This window comes from Variovorax sp. OV084 (assembly GCF_900111625.1).
Lineage (GTDB): Bacteria > Pseudomonadota > Gammaproteobacteria > Burkholderiales > Burkholderiaceae_C > Variovorax.
This window is the reverse complement of sequence record NZ_FOII01000002.1, coordinates 655,778-679,917: the sequence shown is the minus strand read 5'-3', so window position 1 is coordinate 679,917 and position 24,140 is coordinate 655,778. Positions and strand designations below refer to the sequence as shown.

The window sequence follows — 24,140 nt, the reverse complement described above, 5'->3', positions numbered from 1 at the left end:
ATGGCCTACCTCGAACTCAAGAACATCAAGAAGAGCTTTGGTGAAGTCAACATCATCAAGGGCGTCGACCTGCAGATCCAGAAGGGCGAGTTCATCGTCTTCGTCGGGCCTTCGGGCTGCGGCAAGTCGACGCTGCTGCGGCTGATTGCCGGGCTCGAGCCCATCACCAGCGGCAACCTGCTGCTCGACGGCAAGGACATCACCTGGGCGCCTTCTGGCAAGCGCGACCTTGCGATGGTGTTCCAGAGCTATGCGCTCTATCCGCACATGAGCGTGTACGACAACATGTCGTTCGCGCTGAAGCTCGCGGGTGTGTCCAAGAGCGAGATCAAGACCAAGGTCGATCATGCGGCGAAGACGCTCAACCTCACTCAGTACCTCGACCGCACGCCCAAGGACCTGTCGGGCGGCCAGCGCCAGCGCGTGGCCATCGGCCGCGCCATCGTGCGCGCGCCCAAGGTGTTCCTGTTCGACGAGCCGCTGTCGAACCTCGACGCGGCACTGCGCGGCAACACGCGGGTCGAAATCCACAAGCTTCACCGCGCACTCGGTGCGACCACCATCTACGTGACGCACGACCAGGTCGAGGCCATGACGCTGGCCGACCGCGTGGTGGTGCTGAAAGACGGGCTCATCGAGCAGGTCGGCACGCCGCTGGAGCTGTACGACCACCCAGCCAACCAGTTCGTCGCGCAGTTCATCGGCATGCCGTCGATGAACATGGTGGCCGCCAATGCCATTCCCAGCTTCTCGGCCGCCACCGGCGGCAAGCTGCCAGCCGACGGCTTCCTGGGCGTGCGGCCCGAGGGCCTGCGCGTGCATCCGAAGCAGGGCGCGCCGGTGAGCGACGTGCAGGGCCGCGTCGAGCTGATCGAGGCGCTGGGCGCCGACACGCTCATCCACGTCGACGTGGGCGGCGTGCCGCTCATCGCGCGGCAGAACGACCGCACGCCGCTGCAGGCCGGCGACGACGTGGCCGTGGAGCTCGACCCGTCGGTGCTGCATCTCTTCAACCGCGAAGGCCGTTCGGTCGCCGCGTGACCTTCATTTTTCTTCTACCGTCTTTTCAACGGACATTCCCGTGACCATCGCGCAAATTCCACCGGCTCTCACGGAGTTCACGGTGCTTCACCTGGGCCTTGGCTCATTCCACCGCGCTCATCAGGCGGTGTACCTGCAGAGGCTGATCGACGCGGGCGACACCCGCTGGTCGCTCTCGGGCGCCAACATCCGGCCGGACATGGCCGATGTGGTTGCTGCATTGCAGGCGCAGGGCGGGCGCTACACGCTCGAAACCGTGTCGCCGGCAGGCGAGTACCGCTACGAAGAGATCGAAGCCATCCGCGAAGTGCTGCCGTGGGAGCGCTCGCTGGTCGGCGTGATCGCGCGCGGTGCGGCGCCGTCAACACGCATCGTGTCGTTCACCGTGACCGAGGCGGGCTACTACCTCGACGACAAGGGCAAGCTCGACCTGTCATTCGGCGACCTGGCAGCCGATGTCGAACGTGCGCGCCGTGGCGAGTCCGGCGGCGACGGAGTGACCATCTACGGCGCCGTCTGCGCGATCCTGCGCGCGCGCAAGGCCGCCAATGCCGGCGCGGTCACGCTGCTGAACTGCGACAACCTGCGCCACAACGGCGACCGCTTCCGCGCCGGGCTGCTGGAGTTCATCGAACTGGCGGGCGATGCGGATCTGCTGGCATGGGTCAACGCGAACACGCGCTGCCCGAACGCAATGGTCGACCGCATCACCCCGCGCCCGCCGCCCGAACTGCGCGCACGTGTGAAGGCCGCCACGAGCCGCGACGATGCGGCAGCCGTTACCGGCGAGAGCTTCATCCAGTGGGTCATCGAAGACAACTTCGCGGCCGGGCGCCCTGATTGGGGCCGCGTGGGCGTGGAGCTGGTCGAATCGGTGCAGCCTTACGAAGAGGCCAAGATCCGCATCCTCAACGCCACGCACAGTTGCATCGCCTGGGCGGGCACGCTGGTGGGGCTGAACTTCATCCACGAAGGCACGCACAACGCGGCCATTCGCAAGATGGCGTTCGACTACGTCACCGACGACGTCATTCCCTGCCTGAGCCCGAGCCCGATCGACCTCGCGGCGTACCGCGACGTGGTGCTCGACCGCTTCGGCAACCCCGCCATCCGCGACACCAACCAGCGCGTGGCGGCGGACGGCTTCTCGAAGATCCCGGGCTTCATCGCACCGACCGTGCGCGAGCGCCTGGCGGCGGGCCAGCCCGTCGACAGCGTGGCGATGCTGCCGGCGCTGTTCCTCGCGTTCCTGCAGCGCTGGCACAAGGGCGCGCTGCCCTACGTCTATCAGGACCAGGGCATGGACGAGGCCGTGGCTCACGCGATCTGCGATGCGGCCGACCCGGTCGCTGCACTGTGCTCGGACGCGGGCCTGTGGGGAAACATCGCCGCCGACGCCCGGCTGATCGATGCCGTGCGCCGGGCCGCCGAACGCGTTGCGCGCTTCGTCGCTGCGGAAAGCCGACCATGACGAGCGGGCGCCTGCAGGACCGGCATGTGCTGCTGACCGGCGCGGGCGGCGGCATCGGCCTGGCCGTGGCGCAGGCCTGTATCGCCGAAGGCGCGCGCTGCACCGTGATCGACCGCGCCACCGCCGCGCCGGAAGCCGTGCGCGTGCTGCAGCAAGAGCACCCCGACAAGCTCGCCTACATCGCGGCCGACGTCACCGACACCCAGGCCATTGCGCACATGCTGGCCGAGGCGCAGGTGGCCTTCGGACCCATCCACACGCTGTTCAACAACGCGGCAGTGTTCGACCTGGCGCCGCTGCTCGACAGCGATGAAGCGTCATTCGACAGGCTCTTCGCGGTCAACGTGAAGGGCATGTTCTTCGTGATGCAGGCCGTGCTGCGCCACATGGTCGAAGCCGGCACGCAGGGTGCATCGGTCATCAACATGGCATCGCAGGCAGGGCGCCGCGGCGAGGCGCTGGTGTCGCACTACTGCGCGACCAAGGCGGCCGTCATCAGCTACACGCAGAGCGCTGCGCTGGCCATGGCGCCGCACGGCATCCGCGTCAATGGCATTGCACCCGGTGTGGTCGATACGCCGATGTGGGACCATGTCGACAGCCTGTTCGCCAAGGCCGAAGGGCTGCCGCCCGGAGAGAAGAAGCGGCAGGTCGGGCTGGCGGTGCCTCTCGGGCGCATGGGCGTGCCGAGCGACATCGCGGGGGCGGCGGTATTTCTTGCCAGCGACGAGGCGCGCTACATCACTGCGCAGACTTTGAATGTCGATGGCGGTAACGTGATGAGCTGAGATGAGCGAAGACTTCCACCTGTACCTCGACAGCGCCGACCTGACAGAGCTGAAGGCCTGCCTGCCGCACCCCGTAGTGCACGGCGTGACAACGAACCCGACGTTGCTGCAACGCGCAGGCATCGGCCGCGCCGAAGTGCCAGGCCTGCTCAAGCGCTGCATCGAACTGGGCGCGCGCCAGGTGCAGGCGCAGGTGTATTCGAGCGAAGTCGACGCCATGCTCGAAGACGCACAAGCACTGCTTCCGCAATTCGACAGCGGCCAACTGGTCATCAAGATTCCCGCCACGCGCCAGGGCCTCGATGCCGGTGCGCGGCTCATCGCGCAAGGCGTACCCGTCACCTTCACAGCCGTGTACGCGCCAGAGCAGGCGCACTTCGCGGCGCAACTGGGTGCGGCCTACGCAGCGCCATACCTCGGGCGGCTCGATGACTCCGGCATCAACGGCCTGGCGCTGATCGGGCAGATGCAGTCGCTGGTCGCACGGCGGCCCTCGTCGGGCACGCGGCTGCTGGTAGCAAGCATCCGCTCGCGCGAGGCTTATCTTTCATTGCTGGGGCTCGGCGTGGGGGCCATCACCGTCCCGCCGCGCCTTTTTGCCGAACTGCTCGACCATCCCGCCACGCTGGCCGCCGAACGCGGCTTCCTGGCCGATGCGCGCGCCTTGCCGTGATCCAGAATCCAGACACCATGCGCATTGCACTCACGGGCGAAGCCCTCATCGATTTCACCGCCAGCGAGGCGGGCACCCTGGCTTTCCTCGGGCACGAGGGCGGCTCGCCGCTCAACACCGCAGTGGCCTGCGCGCGGCTCGGGCAGCCGACCGGTTTTCTCACGCAGCTGTCGACCGACCTCTTTGGCGAACGGCTGATGGGCTTCCTGCAGCGCAACGGCGTGGACACCAGCTTCATTCTGCGAAGCAACGCACCCTCGACGCTGGCCTTTGTCGAGCGCACGCCGCAGACCAACCGCTACGCCTTCTATACACGCGGCAGCGCCGACGCCACCTGGGCGCCCGAGCCGCTGCCGCAGTTGCCGGCGGAATGCCGCTTTCTGCACTTCGGCTCGATCTCGCTGCTGCAGGACCCGGCCGCCACGCGCATCACCGACCTGGTCGCCGCGAACAGGGAGCGTTGCGTGATCGTGTTCGACCCCAACGTACGGCCCAGCCTGATCACTGACATGGCGGCGTACCGCGCGCGCGTCACCGGCTGGTTCACCATGGCCGACCTGGTCAAGCTCAGCGACGAAGACGCTGCGCTGCTCGCGCCCGGCCAGCAGGTCGACGCGCTGGCCGCCGAGTGCCTGAAGGCCGGCGCGCGCGCCGTGATCGTCACGCGCGGCGGCGACGGCGCAACGCTCTGGCGCACGGGGCACGAGCCGTTGACCGTGGCCGCGCCGCGCGTCACGGTGGTCGACACCATCGGCGCGGGAGACACCTTCACGGCCGGGTTGTCCGTGTCGCTGCTCGCGCATGGCGTGGAGCGGCCGGCGCAGCTCGGCGAGCTGGGCGACGACGCATGGCGCGAAGTGATGAGCTTTGCCGCCACCGCCGCCGCCCTCAACTGCACCCGCGAGGGTGCCGATCCACCGACGCTGGAGGCGGTTCACGCCGCGCTGGCGAAGGCACAAAATACCGCTGTTGCTGCTGCTTCCCGGCCCTGAGCCGGGCTGCCATCATGACGACGTCCACCCGAAAGCGTTCGATTCCCCGTCAGCGCCAGCCCGAGCTGGAGCGCGACTTCACGCGTTCCCCCTCGCTGGGTTACGAGACCCCCGAAGAAACCGGCCTGGTGCGCTGCCTCGCGCACGGCTTTCCGAGCCCGCTGGTGCGATGGCACTTCCATGAAGACTACGAGCTGCACCTGATCACCGAGACATCGGGCAAGGCCTTCATCGGCGACTGGATCGGGCCGTTCCAGCCCGGGCACCTGGTGCTGTGCGGGCCGCGGCTGCCGCACAACTGGATCTCGCTCGACGTGCCCGAAGGCGGCGCCGCGGGACGCGACCGGGTGATCCAGTTCCGACACGAGCCCATCGAGCACGCGGCATCCCAGATTCCCGAGCTGCGCGAGGTAATGCACCTGCTGGAGCGGGCGCGCCACGGCATCGAATTCTTCGGCATGTCGGAGAACGCGCAGGCGCACTGGGACAGCATCAAGGCCGCGCGCGGCGTGCGGCGCCTGAGCCTGTTCCTCGACTTCATGGCCGACCTGGCGCAATGCACCGACTACCGGCTGCTGTCGAGCGTGCAGATGCAGGGCGCACAGGGCGCAGACGGCGACGCGCAGGTCGACCAGATCAACGGCATCGTCAACCGCATCACCAACAACATGGCCGACCCGATCTCGATGTCGGACGTGGCGGCCGAGCTGGGCATGAGCGAGAGCCGCTTCAGCCGCTTCTTCAGGCGCTCCACCGGCAACAGCTTTACCGATTTCGTCAACCGCGTGCGCATCAACAGCGCCTGCCACCTGCTGATGCAGACCGATCACTACGTGACCGACATCTGTTACCAGGTGGGCTTCAACAACGTGGCGAACTTCAACCGGCGCTTCCTTGAAATCAAGGGCATGACGCCGAGCGAATTCCGCCGGCAGGCCGACACGCGCTTCGGCAGCGGCGTCTCTTCCTGAGCACGCAGCAGAAAACCAGGGGGCTCATCTTGTATCTGGGACTCGACCTCGGCACGTCCGAGCTCAAGGCGCTTTTGCTCGCCGACGACCACCGCATCGTGGGCGTGGCCCGCGCACCGCTCACGGTCGAACGGCCGCAACCGTTGTGGTCGGAGCAGGCGCCGCAGCAGTGGTGGCATGCGCTCGAAGAGGTAATGCGCACGCTCGGCAAGTCGCATCCCGAAGAGCTTGCGGCGGTGCGTGCAATCGGCCTGTCGGGCCAGATGCACGGCGCCACGCTGCTCGACGAAGCGGGCCAGGTGCTGCGCCCCGCGATTCTCTGGAACGACGGACGCAGTGGCGCGCAGTGCGAAGCGCTTGCGCGTGCCGTACCGCGGCTCGGCGAGATTGCGGGCAACCTCGCGATGCCGGGGTTCACGGCGCCCAAGCTGTTGTGGGTGCGCGAGCACGAGCCCGAAGTTTTCCGCCGCGTTGCGCGCGTGCTGCTGCCGAAGGACTGGCTGCGCTTCATGCTCAGCGGCGAGGCGGTCAGCGAGATGTCGGACGCGGCCGGCACGCTGTGGCTCGACGTGGGTGCGCGCGACTGGTCCGACGAATTGCTCGCTGCCACCGGGCTCACGCGTGCGCAGATGCCGCGCCTGGTCGAGGGCAGCGAGGTGTCGGCGCAGCTCAAGCCCGAGTTTGCGGCGCGCTGGGGCGTGGGTGGCGGTGGTGCGGTGCTGATTGCCGGCGGTGCTGGCGATAACGCGGCCAGCGCGGTCGGCATGGGGCTGGTCGAGCCGGGGCAGGGTTTTGTGTCGCTCGGCACATCGGGTGTGGTGTTCGTGTCGACCGACCGCTTCTTGCCGAACCCCGCGCAGGCGATGCACGCCTTCTGCCATGCGTTGCCGAAGCGCTGGCACCAGATGTCGGTGATGCTCTCGGCCGCGAGCGCGGTGAGTTGGGCGGCAAAGACCTTCCGGTTCGTCGACGAAGCCGCGCTGCTCGAAGCGGCGGCGTCCATCTCGCTGGCGCAGCGCGAGCGCTGCCCGCTGTTCCTGCCGTATCTCTCGGGCGAACGCTCGCCGCACAACAACCCCAATGCGCAGGGCGTGCTGTTCGGGCTGACGCATGCACACGGTCCGGCGGAAATCGCCTACGCCGTGGTCGAGGGCGTGAGCTTCGGGCTGCGCGATGGCTTCGACACCCTGCGGCTGCCGGCCGACATGCCGCTGCGCGAAGTGGCGCTGGTGGGCGGTGGTGCACGCAGCGTGTGGTGGGGCCAGTTGCTGGCCGACATCTTCCAGGTGCCGCTGACGCTCTATGCGGGAAGCGAGACGGGCGGGGCGTTGGGGGCAGCGCGGCTGGCGTGGCTGGCCGATGGAGGCGCGGTGGCCGAGGTGTGCAAGCTGCCGCCGGTGCAGCAGCAGTTGATTCCGTCGACCGAAGGAGCCGCTGTGCACAGCGCGCGCCACACACGCTTTCAGGTGCTCTATGCGGCGCTGCGAGACCAGTTTCAGTAACTGGCACAGGCAATAAAAAAGGGCCGCTTTCGCGGCCCTTCTTCTTTTGGTGAGCAGTGCTCAGCCGGGCATTACATGCCCATGCCGCCCATTCCGCCCATGCCGCCCATGTCGGGCATGCCGCCGCCGGCGCCAGACTCGTCCTTGGGCGCGTCAGCGACCATGGCTTCGGTCGTCAGCAGCAGCGAGGACACCGAAGCGGCGTTCTGCAGTGCGGTGCGGGTGACCTTCGTCGGGTCCAGGATGCCCAGCTCGAGCATGTCGCCGTACGTGTCGTTCGCAGCGTTGAAGCCGTAGTTGCCCTTGCCGGCCAACACAGCGTTCACCACCACCGAGGCTTCGCCGCCGGCGTTGTTCACGATTTCGCGCAGGGGAGCTTCGATGGCCTTGAGCACCAGCTTGATGCCGGCTTCCTGGTCAGCGTTGTCGCCCTTGACCGACTCGCCCACGGCTTGCTTGGCACGCAGCAGAGCCACGCCGCCGCCAGCCACGACGCCTTCTTCCACTGCAGCGCGGGTAGCGTGCAGGGCGTCTTCGACGCGAGCCTTCTTTTCCTTCATTTCGACCTCGGTGGCAGCGCCAACCTTGATCACTGCAACGCCGCCGGCCAGCTTGGCCACGCGCTCTTGCAGCTTTTCACGGTCGTAGTCGCTCGTGGCTTCTTCGATCTGCACGCGCACTTGCTTCACGCGGGCTTCGATGTCGCCAGCGGCACCGGCGCCGTCGATGATGATCGTGTTTTCCTTGCCCACTTCGATGCGCTTGGCTTGGCCCAGGTCGGCCAGCGTCACCTTTTCGAGCGTCAGGCCCACTTCTTCAGCGATGACCTTGCCGCCCGTCAGGATGGCGATGTCTTCCAGCATGGCCTTGCGGCGGTCGCCGAAGCCAGGAGCCTTGACAGCCACGACCTTCAGGATGCCGCGGATCGTGTTCACGACCAGCGTAGCCAGGGCTTCGCCTTCGACTTCTTCGGCAATGATCAGCAGCGGACGGCCAGCCTTGGCGACTTGTTCCAGCGTGGGGAGCAGGTCACGGATGTTGCTGATCTTCTTGTCGAACAGCAGCACGAAGGGGTTGTCGAGCAGCGCCGATTGCTTCTCGGGGTTGTTGATGAAGTAGGGCGACAGGTAGCCGCGGTCGAACTGCATGCCTTCGACGACGTCGAGTTCGCTGTCCAGCGACTTGCCGTCTTCGACAGTGATCACGCCTTCCTTGCCGACCTTGTCCATCGCGTCAGCGATGAGCTTGCCGATGGTTTCGTCGCTGTTGGCCGAGATCGAGCCGACTTGAGCGATTTCCTTCGACGTGGTGGTGGGCTTGGAAGCCTTCTTCAGCTCGGCGACCAGGGCCGTGACAGCCTTGTCGATGCCGCGCTTCAGGTCCATAGGGTTCATGCCGGCAGCCACCAGCTTGAAACCTTCGCGAACGATGGCTTGTGCCAGCACGGTCGCGGTGGTGGTGCCGTCACCGGCGTTGTCCGAAGTCTTGGAAGCCACTTCCTTCACGAGCTGGGCGCCCATGTTCTGCAGCTTGTCCTTGAGTTCGATTTCCTTGGCGACCGACACACCGTCCTTGGTGACGGTGGGGGCGCCGAACGAGCGCTCGAGCACCACGTTGCGGCCCTTGGGGCCCAGGGTCACCTTGACTGCGTTGGCCAGGATGTTGACACCCTCGACCATGCGTGCGCGGGCTTCACCGCCGAAGACTACGTCTTTTGCTGCCATGTTTGTTTACTCCGAATGGGATGTTTGAATTACTTCTCGACGACCGCGAACAGGTCGTCTTCCTTCATGACGAGCAATTCGTCACCGCCGACCTTGACGGTCTGGCCGCTGTACTTGCCGAACAGGACGCGGTCGCCGACCTTGACGGTCAGTGCGGCCAGTTCGCCCTTGTCGTTGCGCTTGCCCGGGCCCACGGCCAGGACTTCACCCTGATCGGGTTTTTCAGCGGCTGCGTCGGGGATGACGATGCCGGAGGCGGTCTTGGTTTCGCTGTCAACACGCTTGACGATCACGCGATCGGCCAAAGGACGAAGTTTCATTGCATCTCCTGGATGTATGGATAAGAAACGGGTTTTGTGGTCGGGTGCCGGACCGGAGGCCGGCAGCCCATCGACTGGAAGCGAGGGCTGTTAGCACTCATCAGCAGCGAGTGCTAATCATAAGGGCAATCGGTGACGATTCAAGTGGGCGGACTTCCGTACGCTTCGTGTAGCGCGACGTTTCGTCGGTCGCTCGCAGGTACTTCTTTGCGATGTTGCGAGACAGGCCTGTGCACCTCGCTATCTCGCGGATGGGCATCGGCTTGCGTAGGGCCCAGCATCTTTCAGAGTTGCTTTCGGACGCCTCGCGCGCGCCGCGATACCTAATTTGGGTGATGGACCGGTCCCCGCCGTGCCCTTAATCTTGCGCGTAACAAATTGACATGAATCGAGAGTGACGGAGCTTTTCTAACGATTGAGAACAGGAGTGATCGATGGCCTGGTGGAAATGCATCCCCTGTACTCGGGAGGGAAAGGGCGGATGGCACGAGTTGGCCGAATATTCCGTCAGCACTCGCTGCCCAGTTTGCGCGACCTACATGCAGGGGCCTTTTCCTGAGGCTATCGATGCTCACGTCCTTGGGCTCATGCCGACTGCACCAAGGCGACCATCGATTGAGCAAATCAATTTGTTTTTCGAGAGAAACTATGGGCCAAAAGGCCCTGTCGATGCTCATACCGTCAATTTCCAGATGTTGAATGACAATCTGGTGATATGGCGAAAGGAGTTCGTTGAGCGCGTTCGGACCTTAAAGAATTCCATCAGCGAAGAACAGGCTTTGGGCCTTTGGGAATTGATGGTGGAGTGCTTCGTCGAGAAGAAGATAGACAAAGCCTATGCTTTCCTGCAGCGCGCCAAAGCTCTGGGGCTGAAGCCGTTGGAGGCGGAAAGCCCGCGCGTGTTCTGGTCAGGTGCGGAGAGCCGCAAGAAGGCATATGAGGTCTCCCAACCACCGCCCGAAGCTACCGCTCTGGAAAAAACCGATATAGGGCAGCTGCTCGACAAGCTTTCATTGTTCAAAGCAGTCCCGTGGGAGCTTTCGACGCTTCTGTGGGCGCTGGTGTCTCGGTATTTCGGCATGGGAGCCAGCGGCGATATACATGTCTATATGGACGGCGGTTTTGCATTGGGCAATGTCTTTTGGAACGACGAGCTTCCAGTTCTCCGGCTTATGCAGCGCTACGGTGCTGTTCGATCAATCCTTATTCACATTTGGCACACCGAGGATCTTCGATGGATGCCAGAATTTTCAATTGATTCAGACCAGCTGCTGTTGGTTTTCGATAAATCTCGGAGAATCCCAGCCCCGACCATCGACAACCCGCAACAGACCCGAAGTTTCCGCTTCGAAAAACCTTACAGGCTGGCGAACTTTCGGCGGCTCTTCGAGCGCGCATTACAGCAGCCCGACAGGCTCCATCCCCTGGTCCTCTATAACTTTCGCAAAGAAACCGGCGTTTATGCCCGATTAATTCGAAAGGCTAACGGAGTTGACATTTTGCTGTTTGAGTATGAGTCAGAGCACAGAAAATTGATCAGGGTCTTTGCCGCGAACAGCCAGGATGCCATTGGCCGCATGACGAGCATCGAAGCCTTCATGATGGCGAACTACACCGCCTACGTACAGATCCCTTTCGAGTTGATCTGCACCCCGGAAGCATTCATCGACGGGTCGGGACGTGGAGGGAAAATTCTGGCGGTCAATTTCAACCCGGCAACCGGCTGGCGATACCGTCACGCCTTGATTGCACGTTTCCCTGAATCTGAGGGCTGGGGGTTGTTGGCTAAGGTGCACAGGCTGTTGCCTACTCTCGCGTTGAAATATGCCACCGGAGGCATGGATCTTCCCAAGAGCCGGAGGCTGCTGGGAGAGCTGTTTGATGGAAAGATAGGCGAGTCGTCCGACCTCGGTCATCGTTTGCAGTGCCTGAGGATGTGCTTCGGCGGACCAACTGCGTCTGCGAACCTTCATCCTGCCAAGCTCTGAGCACCAAATGATGAGGCGAGTCAGCTCTCCTCTTGAGGCGAGAGACTTTCGTTGTCGGCCTTGGAGTTTCGGACAAGATGAGGCGTACCTCATGCAGCGCAGGAAGGACGGGGCTTCCCGCTTTGTGTCGTGTCAGTCCACCTTAATGCTCGCAGCCTTGACCACCTGCTGCGCCTTGGCGGTTTCGTCGACGATGAACTTGTTGAACTGTGCCGACTGCATCGTGAACGGCTCGGCGCCGAGCTTCTCCAGCCGCTCTTTCAGCTCGGGCGACACCATGATCTTCGCGACCTCGGCCTGAAGCCGCTCCACCACGGGTTGCGGCGTCTTTGCCGGGGCGAAGAGGCCGACCCAGAACAAATACGCCGAACCTGGCACGCCGGCTTCCACGGTGGTTGGGGCATCGGGCAAGGCGGGCGAGCGTTGGGCGGTTCCCACGGCCAGCGCCTGCAGCTTGCCGCTCTTGATGAGCGGCAGCGCCGACACCATCGGCGCGAAGAACCAGTCGACGCGGCCCGACATCACCTCGGTCATCGCCTCGGGCGTGCCGCGGAAGGGCACGTGCTGCGCATCGAGCCCGGCCGCGAGGCGGAACACCTCCGCGTTCATGTGCGTGGCCGAGCCGTTGCCAGCCGATCCGTAGTTGAAGCTGCCCGGCTTTGCCTTGACCTTCGCGACCAGGTCCTGCACGTTCGTGAAATGCGCGGGCGCGGTCACCAGCACGTTGGGCAGGCTCGCCATCGGCGTGATGCCGGTGAAGTCCTTGATCGTGTCGTACGACAGGCCCTTGTAGATCCATGGATTCACGAGGTGCCCCGCTGAATGCACCAGCAGCGTGTACCCGTCGGCCGGTGACTTGGCCGTGATGGCCGCGCCCAGGGTTCCGCCCGCGCCGGGCTTGTTGTCGACGATCACGCTCGTGCCCAGCGCCGGCCCGAGCTTCTCGGCCACGAGGCGCGCGACGATGTCGGTGCCGCTGCCTGCCGTGAACGGCACCACCAGCTTGATCGGCTGCGTGCCCGGCCATGCGCCCTGCGCCAGCGCGCCGTTGCTGCCCAGCGTGCAGGCCGCGAGCGCCGCGGCCGCGGTGAGTGCCTGTCGGCGGCTCCAGGGGAAAGTCTTCTTCTTCATGCGTCTTGTCTCCGTTGATTTGTTCGATGAGCAATGAATGACCGAAGGGGGTGCGAGCGCTAGGCCGGTGGCGCATTCGGCATCACCAACGCCACTAGCACCGGGCGGTTGCTGCGGTTTTCGAGCTGCCGCTTCTCGCCGGGTGCGAAGCGGCAGCTGTCGTACTGCTCGAGCACGTCTTCCTGGTGCACGCCGTCGGTCTCACCGACCACATGCAGCTGGCCTTCGAGCACGAGGTAGAGCTTTTCCATCGGCGAGCCGTCGAGCCCGGTGTGGCCGCCGGGCAGGATCTGGCTCATGCCCATCCACATCTGCGTGGAGGGGCCGGCTTCCTTGCCCTGCAGGCGCAGGCAACGCATGTCGAAGTGGTTGGGCGCCTCGTAGTGCGGCGCTTCGTTGAAACGGGTCACGTGCATGGCGGGTGTTCCTTGCGGTTTCAGGGGCGCAGCACAACGCGGTCGGTGCTGCCCGACAGCACCAGCCGGTAGGCATCGATGGCTTCGTCGAGCGCGAAGTGGCGCGCCACGGGAAAGGGCTTCAGCGTGCCGCGCTCGAAGCCCTCGCGCATCGCGTCGAGCTGCGCGGTGGAGGCAACGCAGTCCATCGCAAGCGAGTCGATGCCCACGAAGGTGTGCATGCCGCGGTAGAACGCGAAGATGTCGAAGGGCACCGCGCGGTCGTGCGTGGCAATGAAGATCTGCGTCGCGCCCTTGGCCATCGCCTTGTTGGCGGCCTCGAAGTAGGCGCTGCCCACGGTGTTGTAGACGATGTGCGCGCCGCGCCCGTCGGTGAGTTCGCGCACTTGCGCGCCCACGTCGGCATGCTGGCGCGCGTCGATCACGTCGACCGGCCCGTTCGCGAATCCCTCGAAGGGCCCGGCGTGCCGCTGCACTGCGATCACCCGCGCGCCAGCCTGCGAAGCGAGTTGCACCGCCGCCTGCCCGACCTTTCCGTTGGCGCCGAGTACCAGCACAGTCTGCCCCGCCTGCGGCATGCCGCTGCGGCGAAAGCCTTCGTAGGCGGTGACGAAGGGCACGCCCACCGCGCCGGCTTCGTCCATCGAAATGCCCCGGGGCTTTGCGCGCAGCGCCGCTTCGGGCAGCACCAGGTAGCGCGCATGTGAGCCGTCGCGCGTGATGCCCACGTCGCCGCCCGAGCCGTAGACCTCGCGGCCGATCCATTCGGCAGGGCCGCTCACCACGGTGCCCGCGAAGTCGCGGCCCGGGGTGCGTGGCCAGACAGCCTGCGGCATGATGCCCAGCGTCGCTTTCACGTCGCTCGGGTTCACCGCGGCGGCGGCGATGCGCACCACGGCGTGGCCGGGTGGTGGCGTGGGTTCCGGCTGCGGCGCGGCCTCGAGCCGCAGCGTGTCGAGGTTGGCGGCCTTCTCGCTCACGCGCAATGCGCGGGAGCTGTGAGCCGGGTGCATGGCTGCGATGCTCATCGCCCAACCCCTTGCATGCCCCTCGCTTCCGGCAAGCCCAGCATGGTGCGGGCCTCGCGCGGGTTGGCGATCTCGCCGCCCAGGCTCAGCAGGATGTCGCGCGCCTTGGCCACCAGCTGCGCATTGCTTTCGGCCAGCACGCCCTTCTCCAGGTAGATGTTGTCCTCCATGCCCACGCGCACATGGCCGCCCAGCAGCCAGGCCTGCGCGACGATCGGAAACTCCATGCGGCCGATGCCGAAGGCGCTCCAGAAGGCGCCGCGCGGCAGCATGTTGCGGGCGTAGAGCAGCGTCTCCGGTGTGGGCGCAAAGCCGTACTTCACGCCGAGCACGAAGGTCCACATCGCGGGGCCGTCGAGCGTGCCGTCGGCGATGAGGTCGAGTGCAAGGTTGATGTCGCCCGAATCGAAGATCTCCAGCTCGGGCTTCACGCCGGCCTCGCGGATCACCTTCGCCATGCGTCGTACATTCTTCGGCGTGTTCATCACCACGTCGGGGCCGGAGTTCATGGTGTTGAGGTCGAGCGAGCACACGTCGGGCTTGATCAGCGCGATGTGCTCCACGCGTTTTTCCGGAGGCAGCAGCGTGGTGCCGGGCGCGGCGATCTTCGGGTCGTCCTCGCCCGGAATGAAGCGCCCGCCGGGGCCGGTCGTGAGGTTGATGATCAGCTCGCGGTTCCCGCGGCGGATGCGGTCGACCACCTCGCGGTAGAGCTCGATTTCCATCGAGGGTTTGCCGGTTTCGGGATGGCGCACATGGATGTGTACCTGCGCCGCGCCGGCCTCGGCCGCGGCCAGGCATTCGTCGGCAATCTGCACCGGCGTGATCGGCAGGTGCGGCGTCTGCTCCGGCTTCACGAGGTTGCCCGTGACGGCGCATGTGATGAGGGTCTTCGGGTTCACAGGTGACGCCCTCCGTCGACCACGATGCGCGTACCGGTGACGAAGCGCATCGTCGTCGCGAGCGCTTCTACGGTGGCCGCCACGTCGTCGGGCTTGCCGATGCGCCCGAGCGGCGTGGTGCTCGCCATCTTGCTGGCGAACTCCGCGCCGCGGCCGGGCACGAAGCCCGACTCCACCGCGCCCGGCGACACCGAAACGACGCGCACCGCCGGTGCCAGTGCCTTGGCCAGCGCGTCGCCGACCACGTCCAGCCCGGCCTTCGCTGCGACATACGCGAGGTTGCTGCCCACGCCGGTGAAGCCCGCGATGGACGAGATGTTGACCACGAGCCCATCGCCACTGGCCTTCAGCATCGGTGCAAAGGCGCGGATGGTCGCGAACACGCCGCGGAAGTTGGCGCGCACGATGTCGTCGATGAGCTCGTCGGTCAGCGCGTCGAGGTCACCGGCGGGAACGGGCTGCGTATGGCCCGCGCTGTTGACCAGGATGTCGCAGCGGCCATGCGTGGCTTTCACCTCTGCGGCCGCGGCCTGCAGGCTAGGCGTGTCGACGATGTCGGCGCGGATCGCGCCGTGGCGCTGTGCTTGCGCAGAGGGCAGGGCGGCAGCACGCGCAGTCGCATCGTCGCCCTTGCGGTGCAGCAGCACGCAGGTAGCGCCGAGCGCTGCGAGGCGAGTGGCCGTCGCGTAGCCGATGGCGCCGAGGCCACCGGTGATGACAGCGACCTTGCCGTCGAGTCTGGAAACAGGATCGAAGCTCATTGGATGAAGAGGAGTTGAGGAATCAAGGAATCGGCGGCCGGGGGAACTTCATCTCGCCCGGCTCGAGCTGGAAGTCGTACTGCAGCGTGGCGGTCTTGCCGTCGGGCGCCAGCGCGAAGCGGCCGATCAGCCGGCGCGTCACACCGAAGGTCGGGTCGCTCTCCAGGTTCTCGTCGTCATCGGCGAACACCTGCGTGATCAGCACCTTGTGGCCCGGCTTGCTCACCATGAAGTGCAGGTGAGCGGGCCGGTTCGGATGGCGCTGTTGCGCGCGCAGCAGCACACCGCAGGGTCCATCGGTAGGCACCGGGTAGCCGGCCGGCCGCACGCTGCGGAAGTGAAAGCGCCCCTCGGCATCGGTGCTGAAGCGCCCGCGCAGGTTCATGTCTTCTTGCTCGGGGTCTTGGTTCTCGTAGAGCCCGATGGGCGAGGCCTGCCACACGTCGACCGTGGCGTCGGCCACAGGCTGGCCCTGTGCGTCGCGCACCGTGCCTGTCACCGCGAGCGGAATGCCCGGCGTGCCTGAGCGCGCGATGTTGTCGCCCGGTGCGCAGGCCGGCGAGTTCGCGCGCCAGAAGGGCCCAAGCAGCGCGGCCGGCGATTCGCCGTGCGGGTCCTGGTTGTTCTGCAGCGCCACCACGGTGGAGACGCCGAGGATGTCTGCCGCCAGCACCACTTCGTTCTTGGTTTCGCCGGTGGCCTGGCCGATGGCGACGATGAATTCGAGCGCTTGCTCGAACTCCTCCTCGGTCAGCTTCACCTCCTGGACGAAGGCATGCAGGTGGCGGGTGAGCGCATCCATCACGGTGCGCAGCCGTGGGTCGGGCGTTCGCTTCATGGCGTCGAGCGCGAAGCCCAGCACCGAGTCGGGGGAGGTGGCGATGTTCATGGTGAGTCTCGTGCAATCTACGTGATTCATGCAATCGTTTGCACGATATTACGCCAGATCGTCGAAAAGTAAAATGACCACATTCCGCAGGTCATGAATAGGAAAAGCCGCCCCAAGCACCTGACACGCACGACAATCGTTTGCACAAATCATGAGCACCAGCCCGACTTCCTCCCCCGTGACCATCCGCGATGTCGCCCGTGCCGCCGGCGTGCATGTGTCGACCGTCTCGCGCGCGCTCAGCCCCGAGAAGCGTTCGTTGATCAGCGACGAGGTGCTGCGCGTGGTGGAAGAAGCGGCGCAGCGCCTGGGCTACCGGCCCAACCGCGCGGCCTCCGCGCTGCGCACCGGGCGCACCCACACCATCGGCGTGCTGGTGCCCGACATCACGAACGCGGTGTTCCCGCCGATCCTCCAGGGCATCGAAGCCAGCGCGGCGGCTCGTGGCTACTTCGTCTTCGTCACCAATGTGGTCGACCCCACGCTCGCGCGGCCGGTGCTCGAACGCATGCTGGCGCAACGCGTCGACGGCGTGATCCTGGCCACCGCCACGCGCGACGACCCGCTGGTCGACTTCGTCGTCAAGGCCGGCCTGACCACGGTGCTGGTCAACCGCGCCGACGAAACCGGCCGCCTGCCGGCCGTGGTCAGCGACGACCGGCTCGCGATGAAGCTCGCGGTCGACCACCTCGTCGGCCTGGGCCACAAGCGCATCGCGCATCTCGCGGGGCCGCAGAACATTCCCACCGGCGTGGGCCGCTCGCTGGGCGTGGAGCAGGCCTTGCGCGACCACCGCATGAAGCCGTTCCGCGTGGTCGAGTGCGCGAGCTACAGCCGCGAGGCGGGCGCGACCGCAATGAAGCAGATGCTCGCAGCCGGTGCCGCGCCTCAGGCGGTGGTGTGCTGCAACGACCTCGTCGCGCTGGGCGCCTACGACGCGCTGCGCGAGGCGGGACTGCGCGTGCCGCAGGACATCTCGGTCACCGGCCACAACGACATGCCGCTGGTGGACATGGTCGATCCGCCGCTCACCACCATCCGCCTGCCGCACCGCGAACTCGGCTGGCGCTCGGCCGAGATGCTGTTCGCGGAGATCGACGGGGCGGCGATGTCGGCGTCGACCGTGGTGCTGCGGCCGGAGCTGGTGGTGCGCAAGTCGACGCGCGCGCCGGCCGCGCGCTGATCAGGGAGTCGCGTCCAGGAATTTGCGCCCTTTTTGCGCGCTGCGCGATAGGCTTCCCGCTCATGACCAGATTCCCGTTTGATCGTCCAGGCACGAGAATGGCCGGCAACCCTTTCATTGACAAGAGTTACCGCCCTGCATGAAAAGCACCGCTCCGCAGCTCACCGTCACTGAAGAACGCCGCGCATTCGGCTGGGTCGATGCCCTGGTCATGCTGGCCTTGCTGGGTTTGTTCTGGAGCGCATTGCACTTCGGCAAGGGCATGCTGGTGCATTTCGATCCGGCCGCGGTGCCGCAGGTCGACAACTCGCCGAGCCTGATTCCGTACTACGCGGGTCGCACGCTGATGCGCATGTGGATCGCCTTCGGCTTCTCGCTGTTCTTCGCCATTTCCGTGGGCTACCTTGCGGCAAAGAACCGGACCGCGCGCGCCTTCATCCTGCCGGCGCTCGACGTGCTGCAGTCGGTGCCGGTGCTGGGGTTCCTGTCGGCAACGGTGACGGGTTTCATGGCGCTGTTCCCCGGCAGCCTGCTCGGCGTCGAGTGCGCCGCGATCTTCGCCATCTTCACCGGGCAGGTGTGGAACATGGCCTTCGGTTTCTATCACTCGATGGTCACCGTTCCCACCGACATGCAGGAGGCCGCGTCGACCTACGGCCTGACCCGCTGGCAGCGCTTCAGGACGGTCGAGCTGCCGGCATCGGCGCACAGCCTGATCTGGAATTCGATGATGTCCTTCGGCGGCGGCTGGTTCTTCGTTGCGCAGAGCGAAGCCATCAGCGTGATGAACAAGGACATCAAGCTGCCGGGCCTGGGCTCGTACATGGTGCAGGCGATCTCGAACGGCGACAGGACGGCCGCGCTGTGGGCAGTGGTGGCCATGATCGTGTTGATCCTGGCCAGCGACCAGCTGGTCTGGCGCCCTCTGCTGGCGTGGGCGGACAAGTTCAAGATCGAGCTGACGGGGTCGACGACTCCGGCGACCTCGTGGGTCTACAACCTGCTGCGCGGCGCCTACCTGTTCACCTGGATCAGCGAGCGCCTCTGGCGCCCGTTGCTGGACAAGGTGTTTCAGGCGCGGGCTCCGATGGCGCGAATGCCGGTGAGGCTCAAGGCGTCGTGGAAGAAGTTGCTCTGGCGGGTGGTGGGCATCGTGCTTTCCATCTGGATCGGTATCGAGCTTCTCAGGGCCGTGGCGGCGGCCACTGCCGCGCTGCACGGTGCGCTGTCCTTGGCCGACTTTGGCCACATCGTCTGGCTTGGCTTTCTTACGGCCCTGCGCGTCGCTGCCATGACAGTCCTGGCCACGCTGATCTGGACGCCGGTCGGCGTGTGGATCGGGTTCCAGCCGCGCGTTGCGCGATTCGCCCAGCCGCTGGCGCAGATCGGTGCGTCGTTTCCCGTGAACATGACGTTCCCGATCGTCGTCGGCTTCTTCGTGGCCAGCCACATCAGCCTCAACTGGGGCAGCATCCTGCTCATTGCCATGGGCACGCAGTGGTACATCCTGTTCAACGTGATCGCCGGCGCCATGGCGATTCCGAACGACCTGAAGGAAGCCGGGCGCGTCTACGGCCTGCGCCGCTGGAGCCTGTGGCGCACCCTGATCCTGCCGGCCATCTTTCCGTTCTGGGTGACCGGCGCCTGCACGGCCGCCGGAGGTGCATGGAACGCCAGCATCGTGGCCGAGCTCGCCACATGGGGCGGCACGAGCCTGCAGGCGGATGGTCTTGGCGCGTACATCGCCAACGTCACCAAGACGGGCGATACGCCATTGATCATCGCGAGCATCGGTGTGATGTCGATCTTCGTCGTGCTGATGAACAAGCTCATCTGGCGCCGGCTGTATGCCTTTGCCGAGCGCCGATTCAGATTGGACTGAACATGAACACTCCCACGCCCTCATTGAAGGAGCCGCCCGTGCCGGTGGCCGAGCTCCGTGCCGTCACCAAGACGTTCATGACTGCAGGAAACCATGAACTCAAGGTGCTCGACAACATCGACCTGGCCGTCAGCGAAGGCGAGTTCCTTGCGCTGCTGGGACAGTCCGGCTCGGGCAAGTCGACGATCCTGCGTTGCCTCACGGGCCTGATCGTGCCGACCTCGGGCCGGGCGCTGGCCAACGGCAAGCCGCTTAACGGCGTGAATCCCGATGCCTCGGTGGTCTTCCAGACTTTCGCGCTCTACCCGTGGCTCACCGTCGAGCAGAACGTGGCGGTGGGCCTGATGGCCAGAAAGATCGGCCGAGCCGAGCGCGACGCGGCTGTCGATCGGGCGATCGAGCTCATCGGCCTGGGCAACTACCACTCGGCCTTTCCGCGCGAGCTGTCGGGCGGCATGAGGCAGCGGGTGGGCATTGCGCGTGCGCTGGTTTCGCAGCCCAAGCTGCTGTGCCTGGACGAGGCCTTCAGTGCGCTGGATGTATTGACCGCAGAGAACCTGCGGCAGGAGCTGATCAGCCTGTGGCGCGACCCGGGCGGCGACCTCAGCTCGGTCTTCATGGTCACGCACAACATCGAAGAGGCGGTGGAAATGGCCACGCGCATCGTGGTCGTGTTTCCGCGACCGGGACGCATCGGCCTCGTGCTGGAGAACAAGCTGCCCTATCCGCGTGACAGCAAGGACCCCGAGTTCCAGCGGCTGGTCAGCGTGATCCACGAGTGCATCACCACGATGACGCTGCCCGACCTGCCGCCGGAGACGCCCGTGAAGGGGGAGCCCATCTCACGTGCGCGCACCCGGATGGAATCGATCCCGCTGGTGCCGGTGGGGCAGATCCTCGGGCTGATGAGCATCCTCAGCGACTCGCCGGACCTGTCCAACATCTACGACATTTCCGACGAGATCGGCAAGGAGTTCGGCGAGACGATCGCCATTCTCAAGGCGGCCGAGATCCTCGAGTTGATCGATACGCCGCGGCAGGAGGTGCGCTTCACCGAGCTCGGCCGGAAGTTCGTTGCTGCCGACCGGCTCGGAAAGCGCGCGATCTTCGAGGAGCAGGTCTTCAAGCTGCGGCTGTTCCACATCATCATCGCGCTGCTCAAGGAATACGAAGAAGTCGAGGCCGAGCGCGTCATCAAGGACATCGGCAGCGCCTTGCCGTACGACAACCCGGAGAAGATCTTCGAGACGATGATCGCCTGGGGTCGCTACGCGGGCCTGATGGACTACAACGCCAAGACCGGCATGGTGTTCGTGCCGGAAGACGGGGATGCGGTCGAAGACGCGCACATCTGACGACCGCTGCGGCTGCTCAAGTCAAAGCAGCTCGAATGCGATGTCCTGCGCGCCTTCCCACAGCACCTTCCTGCCGAGCGCGCGCAGCTGCTCCTTGCCTTCCACGATCGTCAGGAAGTGGTTGCCCGCAAGCGGCCCCATCTTGCTGGCGAAGCTGCAGCTGCCGTAGGCCAGGATGATTTCGGTCTCGCTGTAGCCACCGGGGTAGAACAGGATGTCGCCGACCGAAGGATGGCTGGTGTGGTTCTCGAAGCCGACGCCCAGTTCGAAGTCGCCCAGCGGAATCCAGCAGCCCTCGCCGCTCCAGCGCACGTGGATGATCTTCTGCCTGTAGGGCAGCAGCCTGGTGAACGCCTCCACGGTCTTGGGTGCTTCGGGATTCGTTTCCGCGATGAAGCGCAAGCCTGCCGCTTCGATGCCAATTCTTGCCATGAGTGATTGAAGAAAAGTAAGTAAGGGTTGATCAGTGCAGCAGCTGGCTCAGGAAGAGCCGGGTGCGCTCGTGTTTCGGATTGCTGAAGAACTCCTTCGGCTCTGCCTGTTCGACGATGGTGCCCTGGTCCATGAAGATCACGCGGTTGGCAACCTGGCGCGCGAAGTTCATCTCGTGCGTGACCGACAGCATGGTCATGCCGTCGTCGGCGAGCGAGACCATGGTGTCCAGCACCTCCTTGACCATTTCGGGGTCGAGCGCCGAGGTCGGTTCGTCGAACAGCATGACCTTGGGGCCCATGCACAGAGCACGCGCAATGGCCACGCGCTGCTGCTGGCCGCCTGAAAGCTGCGACGGATATTTGTTGGCCTGCTCCGGAATGCGCACGCGCTCCAGGTACGACATGGCCACTTCCTTCGCCTCTTTCGGCGTGTACTTCTTGCTCCACACCGGCGCGAGCGTGCAGTTCTCGAGGATGGTGAGATGCGGGAACAGGTTGAAGTGCTGGAACACCATGCCGACGTCGCGCCGCACCGCGTCGATGCGACGCATGTCAGCGGTGAGCTCGGCGCGGTTCACCACGATCTGCCCCTGCTGATGCTCTTCGAGCCGGTTAATGCAGCGCAGCAGCGTCGACTTGCCCGAGCCCGAAGGCCCGCAGATCACGATGCGTTCGCCGCGCTGCACTTCGAGGTCGATGTCGCGCAGCACCTGGAAGTCGCCGTACCACTTCTGCACGCCGACCATGCGGATGACGAGTTCGGCCCGATTGTCTGTGGTCGACGCGGGCGTGTCCGGTTGCAAGGCGCTCATGGGAATACCTCAGGCGGTGGTGGTTCGGATCTTCAGGCCGAGTTCGTCGACCAGGCGCTTCGCCGCGGCGATGCCCTCGGCGCCTATAGGCAGGCGCGGCGGGCGCGGCGCGCCGACCGGCAGGCCCATGGCCGCGAGCAGGGCCTTGGTGCCCGCCACGTACGACTGGCCGGCGACGAAGTCGATCATCGGAAAGTGCTTGAACGCCAGCTCGCGCGCCTCAGCCAGCTGGCCGGCCATGACGAGGTCGTACAGGCGCGCCATTTCGCCCGGAGCGCCGTTGGACGGCACTGCGGCCCAGCCCACTGCGCCCTCGACATACGACTCGAAGCCCATGATGCCGCCGAAGACCGCCATGCGGCCGTCCGACAGCCGCATGATGTCGCGCACGCGGGTCACTTCCAGCGTCGATTCCTTGATGTAGCGGCAGTTGTCGATCTGCGAGAGCCGCGCCACCAGCGGCGGCTTCAGGTCGACGTTGGCAACGGCCGGGTTGTTGTAGACCATGATCGGAATGCCGATGGCGTCGGAGATGGTCTTGTAGTGCAGGAACAGTTCGTCGTCGGTGGGGGTGCAGTAGAAGGGCGGCAGCACCATCACGCCGTCGGCGCCCTGCGCCTCGGCGCGGCGGCTCAGGCGCACGGCGGCGCGCGTGTCTTCGGCGGTGGTGCCGATCAGCACCGGCACGCGGCCGGCGGCGCGGTCGATCACCGTCTTGGCGACAAGCTCGATCTCGTCGTCGGACATCGACATGAATTCACCCGTCGAGCCGAGCGGGATCAGGCCGTGGATGCCGGATTCGATCTGCCAGTCGACATAGCGCTCGAGCGTGGGCACGTCGACCGCGCCGTCGGCGTCGAAGGGCGTGACCATGATGGTGTAGGTGCCGCGGAAATCAGCCATGGGACAGGTTGTTCAGTAGGTCAATGGGTGGAGGAAGGCAGCAGGCCCGAGGCCACCAGTGCTGCGCGGATGCGCGCCGTGTCGTCGGCCGGCACGGGCAGCAGCGGCGGGCGTGGGTCCGGATGGGGCAGCCGGCCGAGAAGATGCAGCGCAGTCTTCATGCGGTTGTGGGCGTCGAGGTATGGCGCGCGATAGAAGGCCCGGCACAGCGGCACCAGCCGATCGTTGACCGCACGTGCGGCAGCCAGGTCGCCGCGTGCGACGGCTTCGTGCAGCGCCACCAGCAGCGGGGCTGCCACGCTGCCCAGGCCCGACAGGATGCCGTCGGCGCCATAGGCCAGTGAAGCGAGCAGCCAGCTGTTGCTGCTGCTCAGCAGCGTGACCGGGCGAGGCAGCGCGCGCAGGGCCCGGAGGTTGTCTTCGTAGAGCTCGGGAACGTCGCTGCCTTCCTTCACCGCCACGATGGCAGGCACGTCCAGGCAAAGCTGCGCCAACGTCTCGGTGGAGAACGCGAGGCCCGAGGCGCGCGACAGCTGGAACAGCACGATGGGCAGGCTGCTCGCACCGGCCACCTTGCTCACGAAGCGACGGGCCATGTCGGGCCGCGCGCCCGCGCCCTGCGCGAACACCGCGGGCGGAAACAGCAACAGGGCCGAGGCTCCGGCCTGCGCCGCATCCTGCGCCAGCGCGCAGGCGTAGCGGGTGTCGTCGGCCACCACGCCGGCCACCACGGGCACGCCGCCGGCCGCGGCCACCGCAACGCTCACCACCTGGGCGCGCTCCGCGCGATCAAGCGAAGTCGCCTCGCCCGCATGCCCGTTGACCACCACCGCGCGCACGCCGGGCGTGCCGGCCACGTCGCGCACATGGGCGGCCAGCGCGTCGTCGTCGACGCGGCCGTCCGGGGTGAAGGGGGTGAGCGTGGCGGGCCAGATGCCGCCGACTCCGGAAATGTGCATGGCCATCCTGGGTTG

The 24,140-nt window shown here is 65.8% G+C and carries 23 protein-coding genes; 11 read left to right on the top strand and 12 right to left on the bottom strand.

The window, feature by feature from the left end:
- The 7 genes from BMW87_RS09510 (at window position 1) to xylB (ending at window position 7,438) form a co-directional block, all read left to right on the top strand.
- Window positions 1–1,041, top strand: coding sequence for an ABC transporter ATP-binding protein (locus tag BMW87_RS09510; RefSeq protein ID WP_093048388.1), 1,041 nt, complete (start codon window positions 1–3; stop codon window positions 1,039–1,041).
- Between the two features lie 82 nt (window positions 1,042–1,123).
- Complete coding sequence (dalD, locus tag BMW87_RS09505; RefSeq protein WP_093076085.1) at window positions 1,124–2,512, top strand: D-arabinitol 4-dehydrogenase; 1,389 nt, start codon at window positions 1,124–1,126, stop codon at window positions 2,510–2,512.
- Entirely contained in the window at window positions 2,509–3,300 is a 792-nt protein-coding gene (locus BMW87_RS09500; protein ID WP_093075939.1) for an L-iditol 2-dehydrogenase, read from the top strand. Before dalD ends, BMW87_RS09500 begins: the two co-directional genes overlap by 4 nt.
- 1 nt (window position 3,301) lies before the next feature.
- On the top strand, window positions 3,302–3,973 hold the full coding sequence (locus BMW87_RS09495; RefSeq protein ID WP_093075937.1) for a transaldolase family protein: 672 nt from the start codon (window positions 3,302–3,304) through the stop codon (window positions 3,971–3,973).
- 17 nt (window positions 3,974–3,990) lie between these two features.
- Entirely contained in the window at window positions 3,991–4,965 is a 975-nt protein-coding gene (locus BMW87_RS09490) for a carbohydrate kinase family protein (protein ID WP_093075936.1), read from the top strand.
- Between the two features lie 14 nt (window positions 4,966–4,979).
- A complete protein-coding gene (locus BMW87_RS09485) occupies window positions 4,980–5,936 on the top strand; it encodes an AraC family transcriptional regulator (RefSeq protein WP_093048397.1) in 957 nt (318 codons plus the stop codon).
- 29 nt (window positions 5,937–5,965) lie between these two features.
- Window positions 5,966–7,438: a xylulokinase gene (xylB, locus tag BMW87_RS09480; protein WP_093075934.1), complete on the top strand. Its 1,473-nt coding sequence runs from the start codon at window positions 5,966–5,968 to the stop codon at window positions 7,436–7,438.
- A gap of 71 nt (window positions 7,439–7,509) precedes the next feature.
- Here xylB and groL read toward each other — a convergent pair whose 3' ends face one another.
- Window positions 7,510–9,162, bottom strand: a complete 1,653-nt coding sequence (groL, locus tag BMW87_RS09475) for a chaperonin GroEL (protein WP_093048403.1) — start codon at window positions 9,160–9,162, stop codon at window positions 7,510–7,512.
- Between the two features lie 29 nt (window positions 9,163–9,191).
- On the bottom strand, window positions 9,192–9,482 hold the full coding sequence (locus BMW87_RS09470) for a co-chaperone GroES (RefSeq protein WP_007835162.1): 291 nt from the start codon (window positions 9,480–9,482) through the stop codon (window positions 9,192–9,194).
- Between the two features lie 434 nt (window positions 9,483–9,916).
- On the opposite strand from BMW87_RS09470, the gene BMW87_RS09465 reads away from it, so the two are divergent.
- Entirely contained in the window at window positions 9,917–11,470 is a 1,554-nt protein-coding gene (locus BMW87_RS09465) for a hypothetical protein (protein ID WP_143062571.1), read from the top strand.
- Between the two features lie 132 nt (window positions 11,471–11,602).
- Here the strand turns inward: BMW87_RS09465 and BMW87_RS09460 are convergent, their stop codons facing one another.
- From BMW87_RS09460 to BMW87_RS09435, 6 genes are read right to left on the bottom strand one after another with little or no spacing between them, the layout of a single operon-like run.
- Window positions 11,603–12,601 (bottom strand): Bug family tripartite tricarboxylate transporter substrate binding protein, encoded by a 999-nt coding sequence (locus BMW87_RS09460; protein WP_093075931.1) that lies wholly within the window; start codon window positions 12,599–12,601, stop codon window positions 11,603–11,605.
- Window positions 12,602–12,660: 59 nt separating this feature from the next.
- The gene (locus BMW87_RS09455) at window positions 12,661–13,017 is read right to left on the bottom strand and encodes a cupin domain-containing protein (RefSeq protein WP_093075930.1); all 357 of its coding nucleotides are present in this window, start codon (window positions 13,015–13,017) and stop codon (window positions 12,661–12,663) included.
- 20 nt (window positions 13,018–13,037) lie between these two features.
- The gene (locus BMW87_RS09450; protein ID WP_256216708.1) at window positions 13,038–14,045 is read right to left on the bottom strand and encodes a quinone oxidoreductase family protein; all 1,008 of its coding nucleotides are present in this window, start codon (window positions 14,043–14,045) and stop codon (window positions 13,038–13,040) included.
- On the bottom strand, window positions 14,042–14,947 hold the full coding sequence (locus BMW87_RS09445) for a beta-keto acid cleavage family enzyme (RefSeq protein ID WP_093075928.1): 906 nt from the start codon (window positions 14,945–14,947) through the stop codon (window positions 14,042–14,044). The genes BMW87_RS09450 and BMW87_RS09445 overlap by 4 nt, the downstream gene beginning before the upstream one ends.
- A complete protein-coding gene (locus BMW87_RS09440; RefSeq protein WP_093075927.1) occupies window positions 14,944–15,708 on the bottom strand; it encodes an SDR family NAD(P)-dependent oxidoreductase in 765 nt (254 codons plus the stop codon). Before BMW87_RS09440 ends, BMW87_RS09445 begins: the two co-directional genes overlap by 4 nt.
- 22 nt (window positions 15,709–15,730) lie before the next feature.
- On the bottom strand, window positions 15,731–16,597 hold the full coding sequence (locus BMW87_RS09435) for a dioxygenase family protein (protein ID WP_093048427.1): 867 nt from the start codon (window positions 16,595–16,597) through the stop codon (window positions 15,731–15,733).
- A gap of 151 nt (window positions 16,598–16,748) precedes the next feature.
- Between BMW87_RS09435 and BMW87_RS09430 the strand changes: the two genes are divergently transcribed.
- The 3 genes from BMW87_RS09430 (at window position 16,749) to BMW87_RS09420 (ending at window position 21,017) form a co-directional block, all read left to right on the top strand.
- Window positions 16,749–17,780: a LacI family DNA-binding transcriptional regulator gene (locus tag BMW87_RS09430; protein ID WP_093075925.1), complete on the top strand. Its 1,032-nt coding sequence runs from the start codon at window positions 16,749–16,751 to the stop codon at window positions 17,778–17,780.
- Window positions 17,781–17,919: 139 nt separating this feature from the next.
- Window positions 17,920–19,662 carry an ABC transporter permease gene (locus BMW87_RS09425; RefSeq protein WP_093048433.1) on the top strand — a complete coding sequence of 581 codons (1,743 nt, stop codon included), beginning with the start codon at window positions 17,920–17,922 and terminating at the stop codon, window positions 19,660–19,662.
- A 2-nt stretch (window positions 19,663–19,664) separates the two neighbouring features.
- Window positions 19,665–21,017 (top strand): ABC transporter ATP-binding protein, encoded by a 1,353-nt coding sequence (locus BMW87_RS09420; protein ID WP_093075924.1) that lies wholly within the window; start codon window positions 19,665–19,667, stop codon window positions 21,015–21,017.
- A gap of 21 nt (window positions 21,018–21,038) precedes the next feature.
- Here the strand turns inward: BMW87_RS09420 and BMW87_RS09415 are convergent, their stop codons facing one another.
- The 4 genes from BMW87_RS09415 to BMW87_RS09400 are packed head-to-tail and all read right to left on the bottom strand — an operon-like array spanning window position 21,039 to window position 24,125.
- Window positions 21,039–21,449, bottom strand: coding sequence for a DUF3830 family protein (locus BMW87_RS09415; protein ID WP_093048441.1), 411 nt, complete (start codon window positions 21,447–21,449; stop codon window positions 21,039–21,041).
- 31 nt (window positions 21,450–21,480) lie between these two features.
- Complete coding sequence (locus BMW87_RS09410; RefSeq protein ID WP_093075922.1) at window positions 21,481–22,263, bottom strand: amino acid ABC transporter ATP-binding protein; 783 nt, start codon at window positions 22,261–22,263, stop codon at window positions 21,481–21,483.
- A gap of 9 nt (window positions 22,264–22,272) precedes the next feature.
- On the bottom strand, window positions 22,273–23,166 hold the full coding sequence (locus tag BMW87_RS09405) for a dihydrodipicolinate synthase family protein (RefSeq protein ID WP_093075921.1): 894 nt from the start codon (window positions 23,164–23,166) through the stop codon (window positions 22,273–22,275).
- Between the two features lie 20 nt (window positions 23,167–23,186).
- Window positions 23,187–24,125 (bottom strand): dihydrodipicolinate synthase family protein, encoded by a 939-nt coding sequence (locus BMW87_RS09400; RefSeq protein WP_177192751.1) that lies wholly within the window; start codon window positions 24,123–24,125, stop codon window positions 23,187–23,189.
- Window positions 24,126–24,140 lie beyond the last annotated feature (15 nt).

What these genes read in the sequence shown, in the direction of transcription:
- BMW87_RS09420 (WP_093075924.1), top strand. Translation starts at nt 19,665, where the DNA reads ATGAACACTCCCACGCCCTCATTGAAGGAGCCGCCCGTGCCGGTGGCC.
- BMW87_RS09470 (WP_007835162.1), bottom strand. Translation starts at nt 9,482, where the DNA reads ATGAAACTTCGTCCTTTGGCCGATCGCGTGATCGTCAAGCGTGTTGAC.
- BMW87_RS09415 (WP_093048441.1), bottom strand. Translation starts at nt 21,449, where the DNA reads ATGGCAAGAATTGGCATCGAAGCGGCAGGCTTGCGCTTCATCGCGGAA.
- BMW87_RS09405 (WP_093075921.1), bottom strand. Translation starts at nt 23,166, where the DNA reads ATGGCTGATTTCCGCGGCACCTACACCATCATGGTCACGCCCTTCGAC.
- BMW87_RS09440 (WP_093075927.1), bottom strand. Translation starts at nt 15,708, where the DNA reads ATGAGCTTCGATCCTGTTTCCAGACTCGACGGCAAGGTCGCTGTCATC.
- BMW87_RS09485 (WP_093048397.1), top strand. Translation starts at nt 4,980, where the DNA reads ATGACGACGTCCACCCGAAAGCGTTCGATTCCCCGTCAGCGCCAGCCC.
- BMW87_RS09455 (WP_093075930.1), bottom strand. Translation starts at nt 13,017, where the DNA reads ATGCACGTGACCCGTTTCAACGAAGCGCCGCACTACGAGGCGCCCAAC.
- groL (WP_093048403.1), bottom strand. Translation starts at nt 9,162, where the DNA reads ATGGCAGCAAAAGACGTAGTCTTCGGCGGTGAAGCCCGCGCACGCATG.
- BMW87_RS09450 (WP_256216708.1), bottom strand. Translation starts at nt 14,045, where the DNA reads ATGAGCATCGCAGCCATGCACCCGGCTCACAGCTCCCGCGCATTGCGC.
- BMW87_RS09400 (WP_177192751.1), bottom strand. Translation starts at nt 24,125, where the DNA reads ATGCACATTTCCGGAGTCGGCGGCATCTGGCCCGCCACGCTCACCCCC.
- BMW87_RS09435 (WP_093048427.1), bottom strand. Translation starts at nt 16,597, where the DNA reads ATGAACATCGCCACCTCCCCCGACTCGGTGCTGGGCTTCGCGCTCGAC.
- BMW87_RS09510 (WP_093048388.1), top strand. Translation starts at nt 1, where the DNA reads ATGGCCTACCTCGAACTCAAGAACATCAAGAAGAGCTTTGGTGAAGTC.
- BMW87_RS09490 (WP_093075936.1), top strand. Translation starts at nt 3,991, where the DNA reads ATGCGCATTGCACTCACGGGCGAAGCCCTCATCGATTTCACCGCCAGC.
- BMW87_RS09425 (WP_093048433.1), top strand. Translation starts at nt 17,920, where the DNA reads ATGAAAAGCACCGCTCCGCAGCTCACCGTCACTGAAGAACGCCGCGCA.
- BMW87_RS09500 (WP_093075939.1), top strand. Translation starts at nt 2,509, where the DNA reads ATGACGAGCGGGCGCCTGCAGGACCGGCATGTGCTGCTGACCGGCGCG.
- BMW87_RS09410 (WP_093075922.1), bottom strand. Translation starts at nt 22,263, where the DNA reads ATGAGCGCCTTGCAACCGGACACGCCCGCGTCGACCACAGACAATCGG.
- BMW87_RS09460 (WP_093075931.1), bottom strand. Translation starts at nt 12,601, where the DNA reads ATGAAGAAGAAGACTTTCCCCTGGAGCCGCCGACAGGCACTCACCGCG.
- BMW87_RS09465 (WP_143062571.1), top strand. Translation starts at nt 9,917, where the DNA reads ATGGCCTGGTGGAAATGCATCCCCTGTACTCGGGAGGGAAAGGGCGGA.
- BMW87_RS09495 (WP_093075937.1), top strand. Translation starts at nt 3,302, where the DNA reads ATGAGCGAAGACTTCCACCTGTACCTCGACAGCGCCGACCTGACAGAG.
- BMW87_RS09430 (WP_093075925.1), top strand. Translation starts at nt 16,749, where the DNA reads ATGAGCACCAGCCCGACTTCCTCCCCCGTGACCATCCGCGATGTCGCC.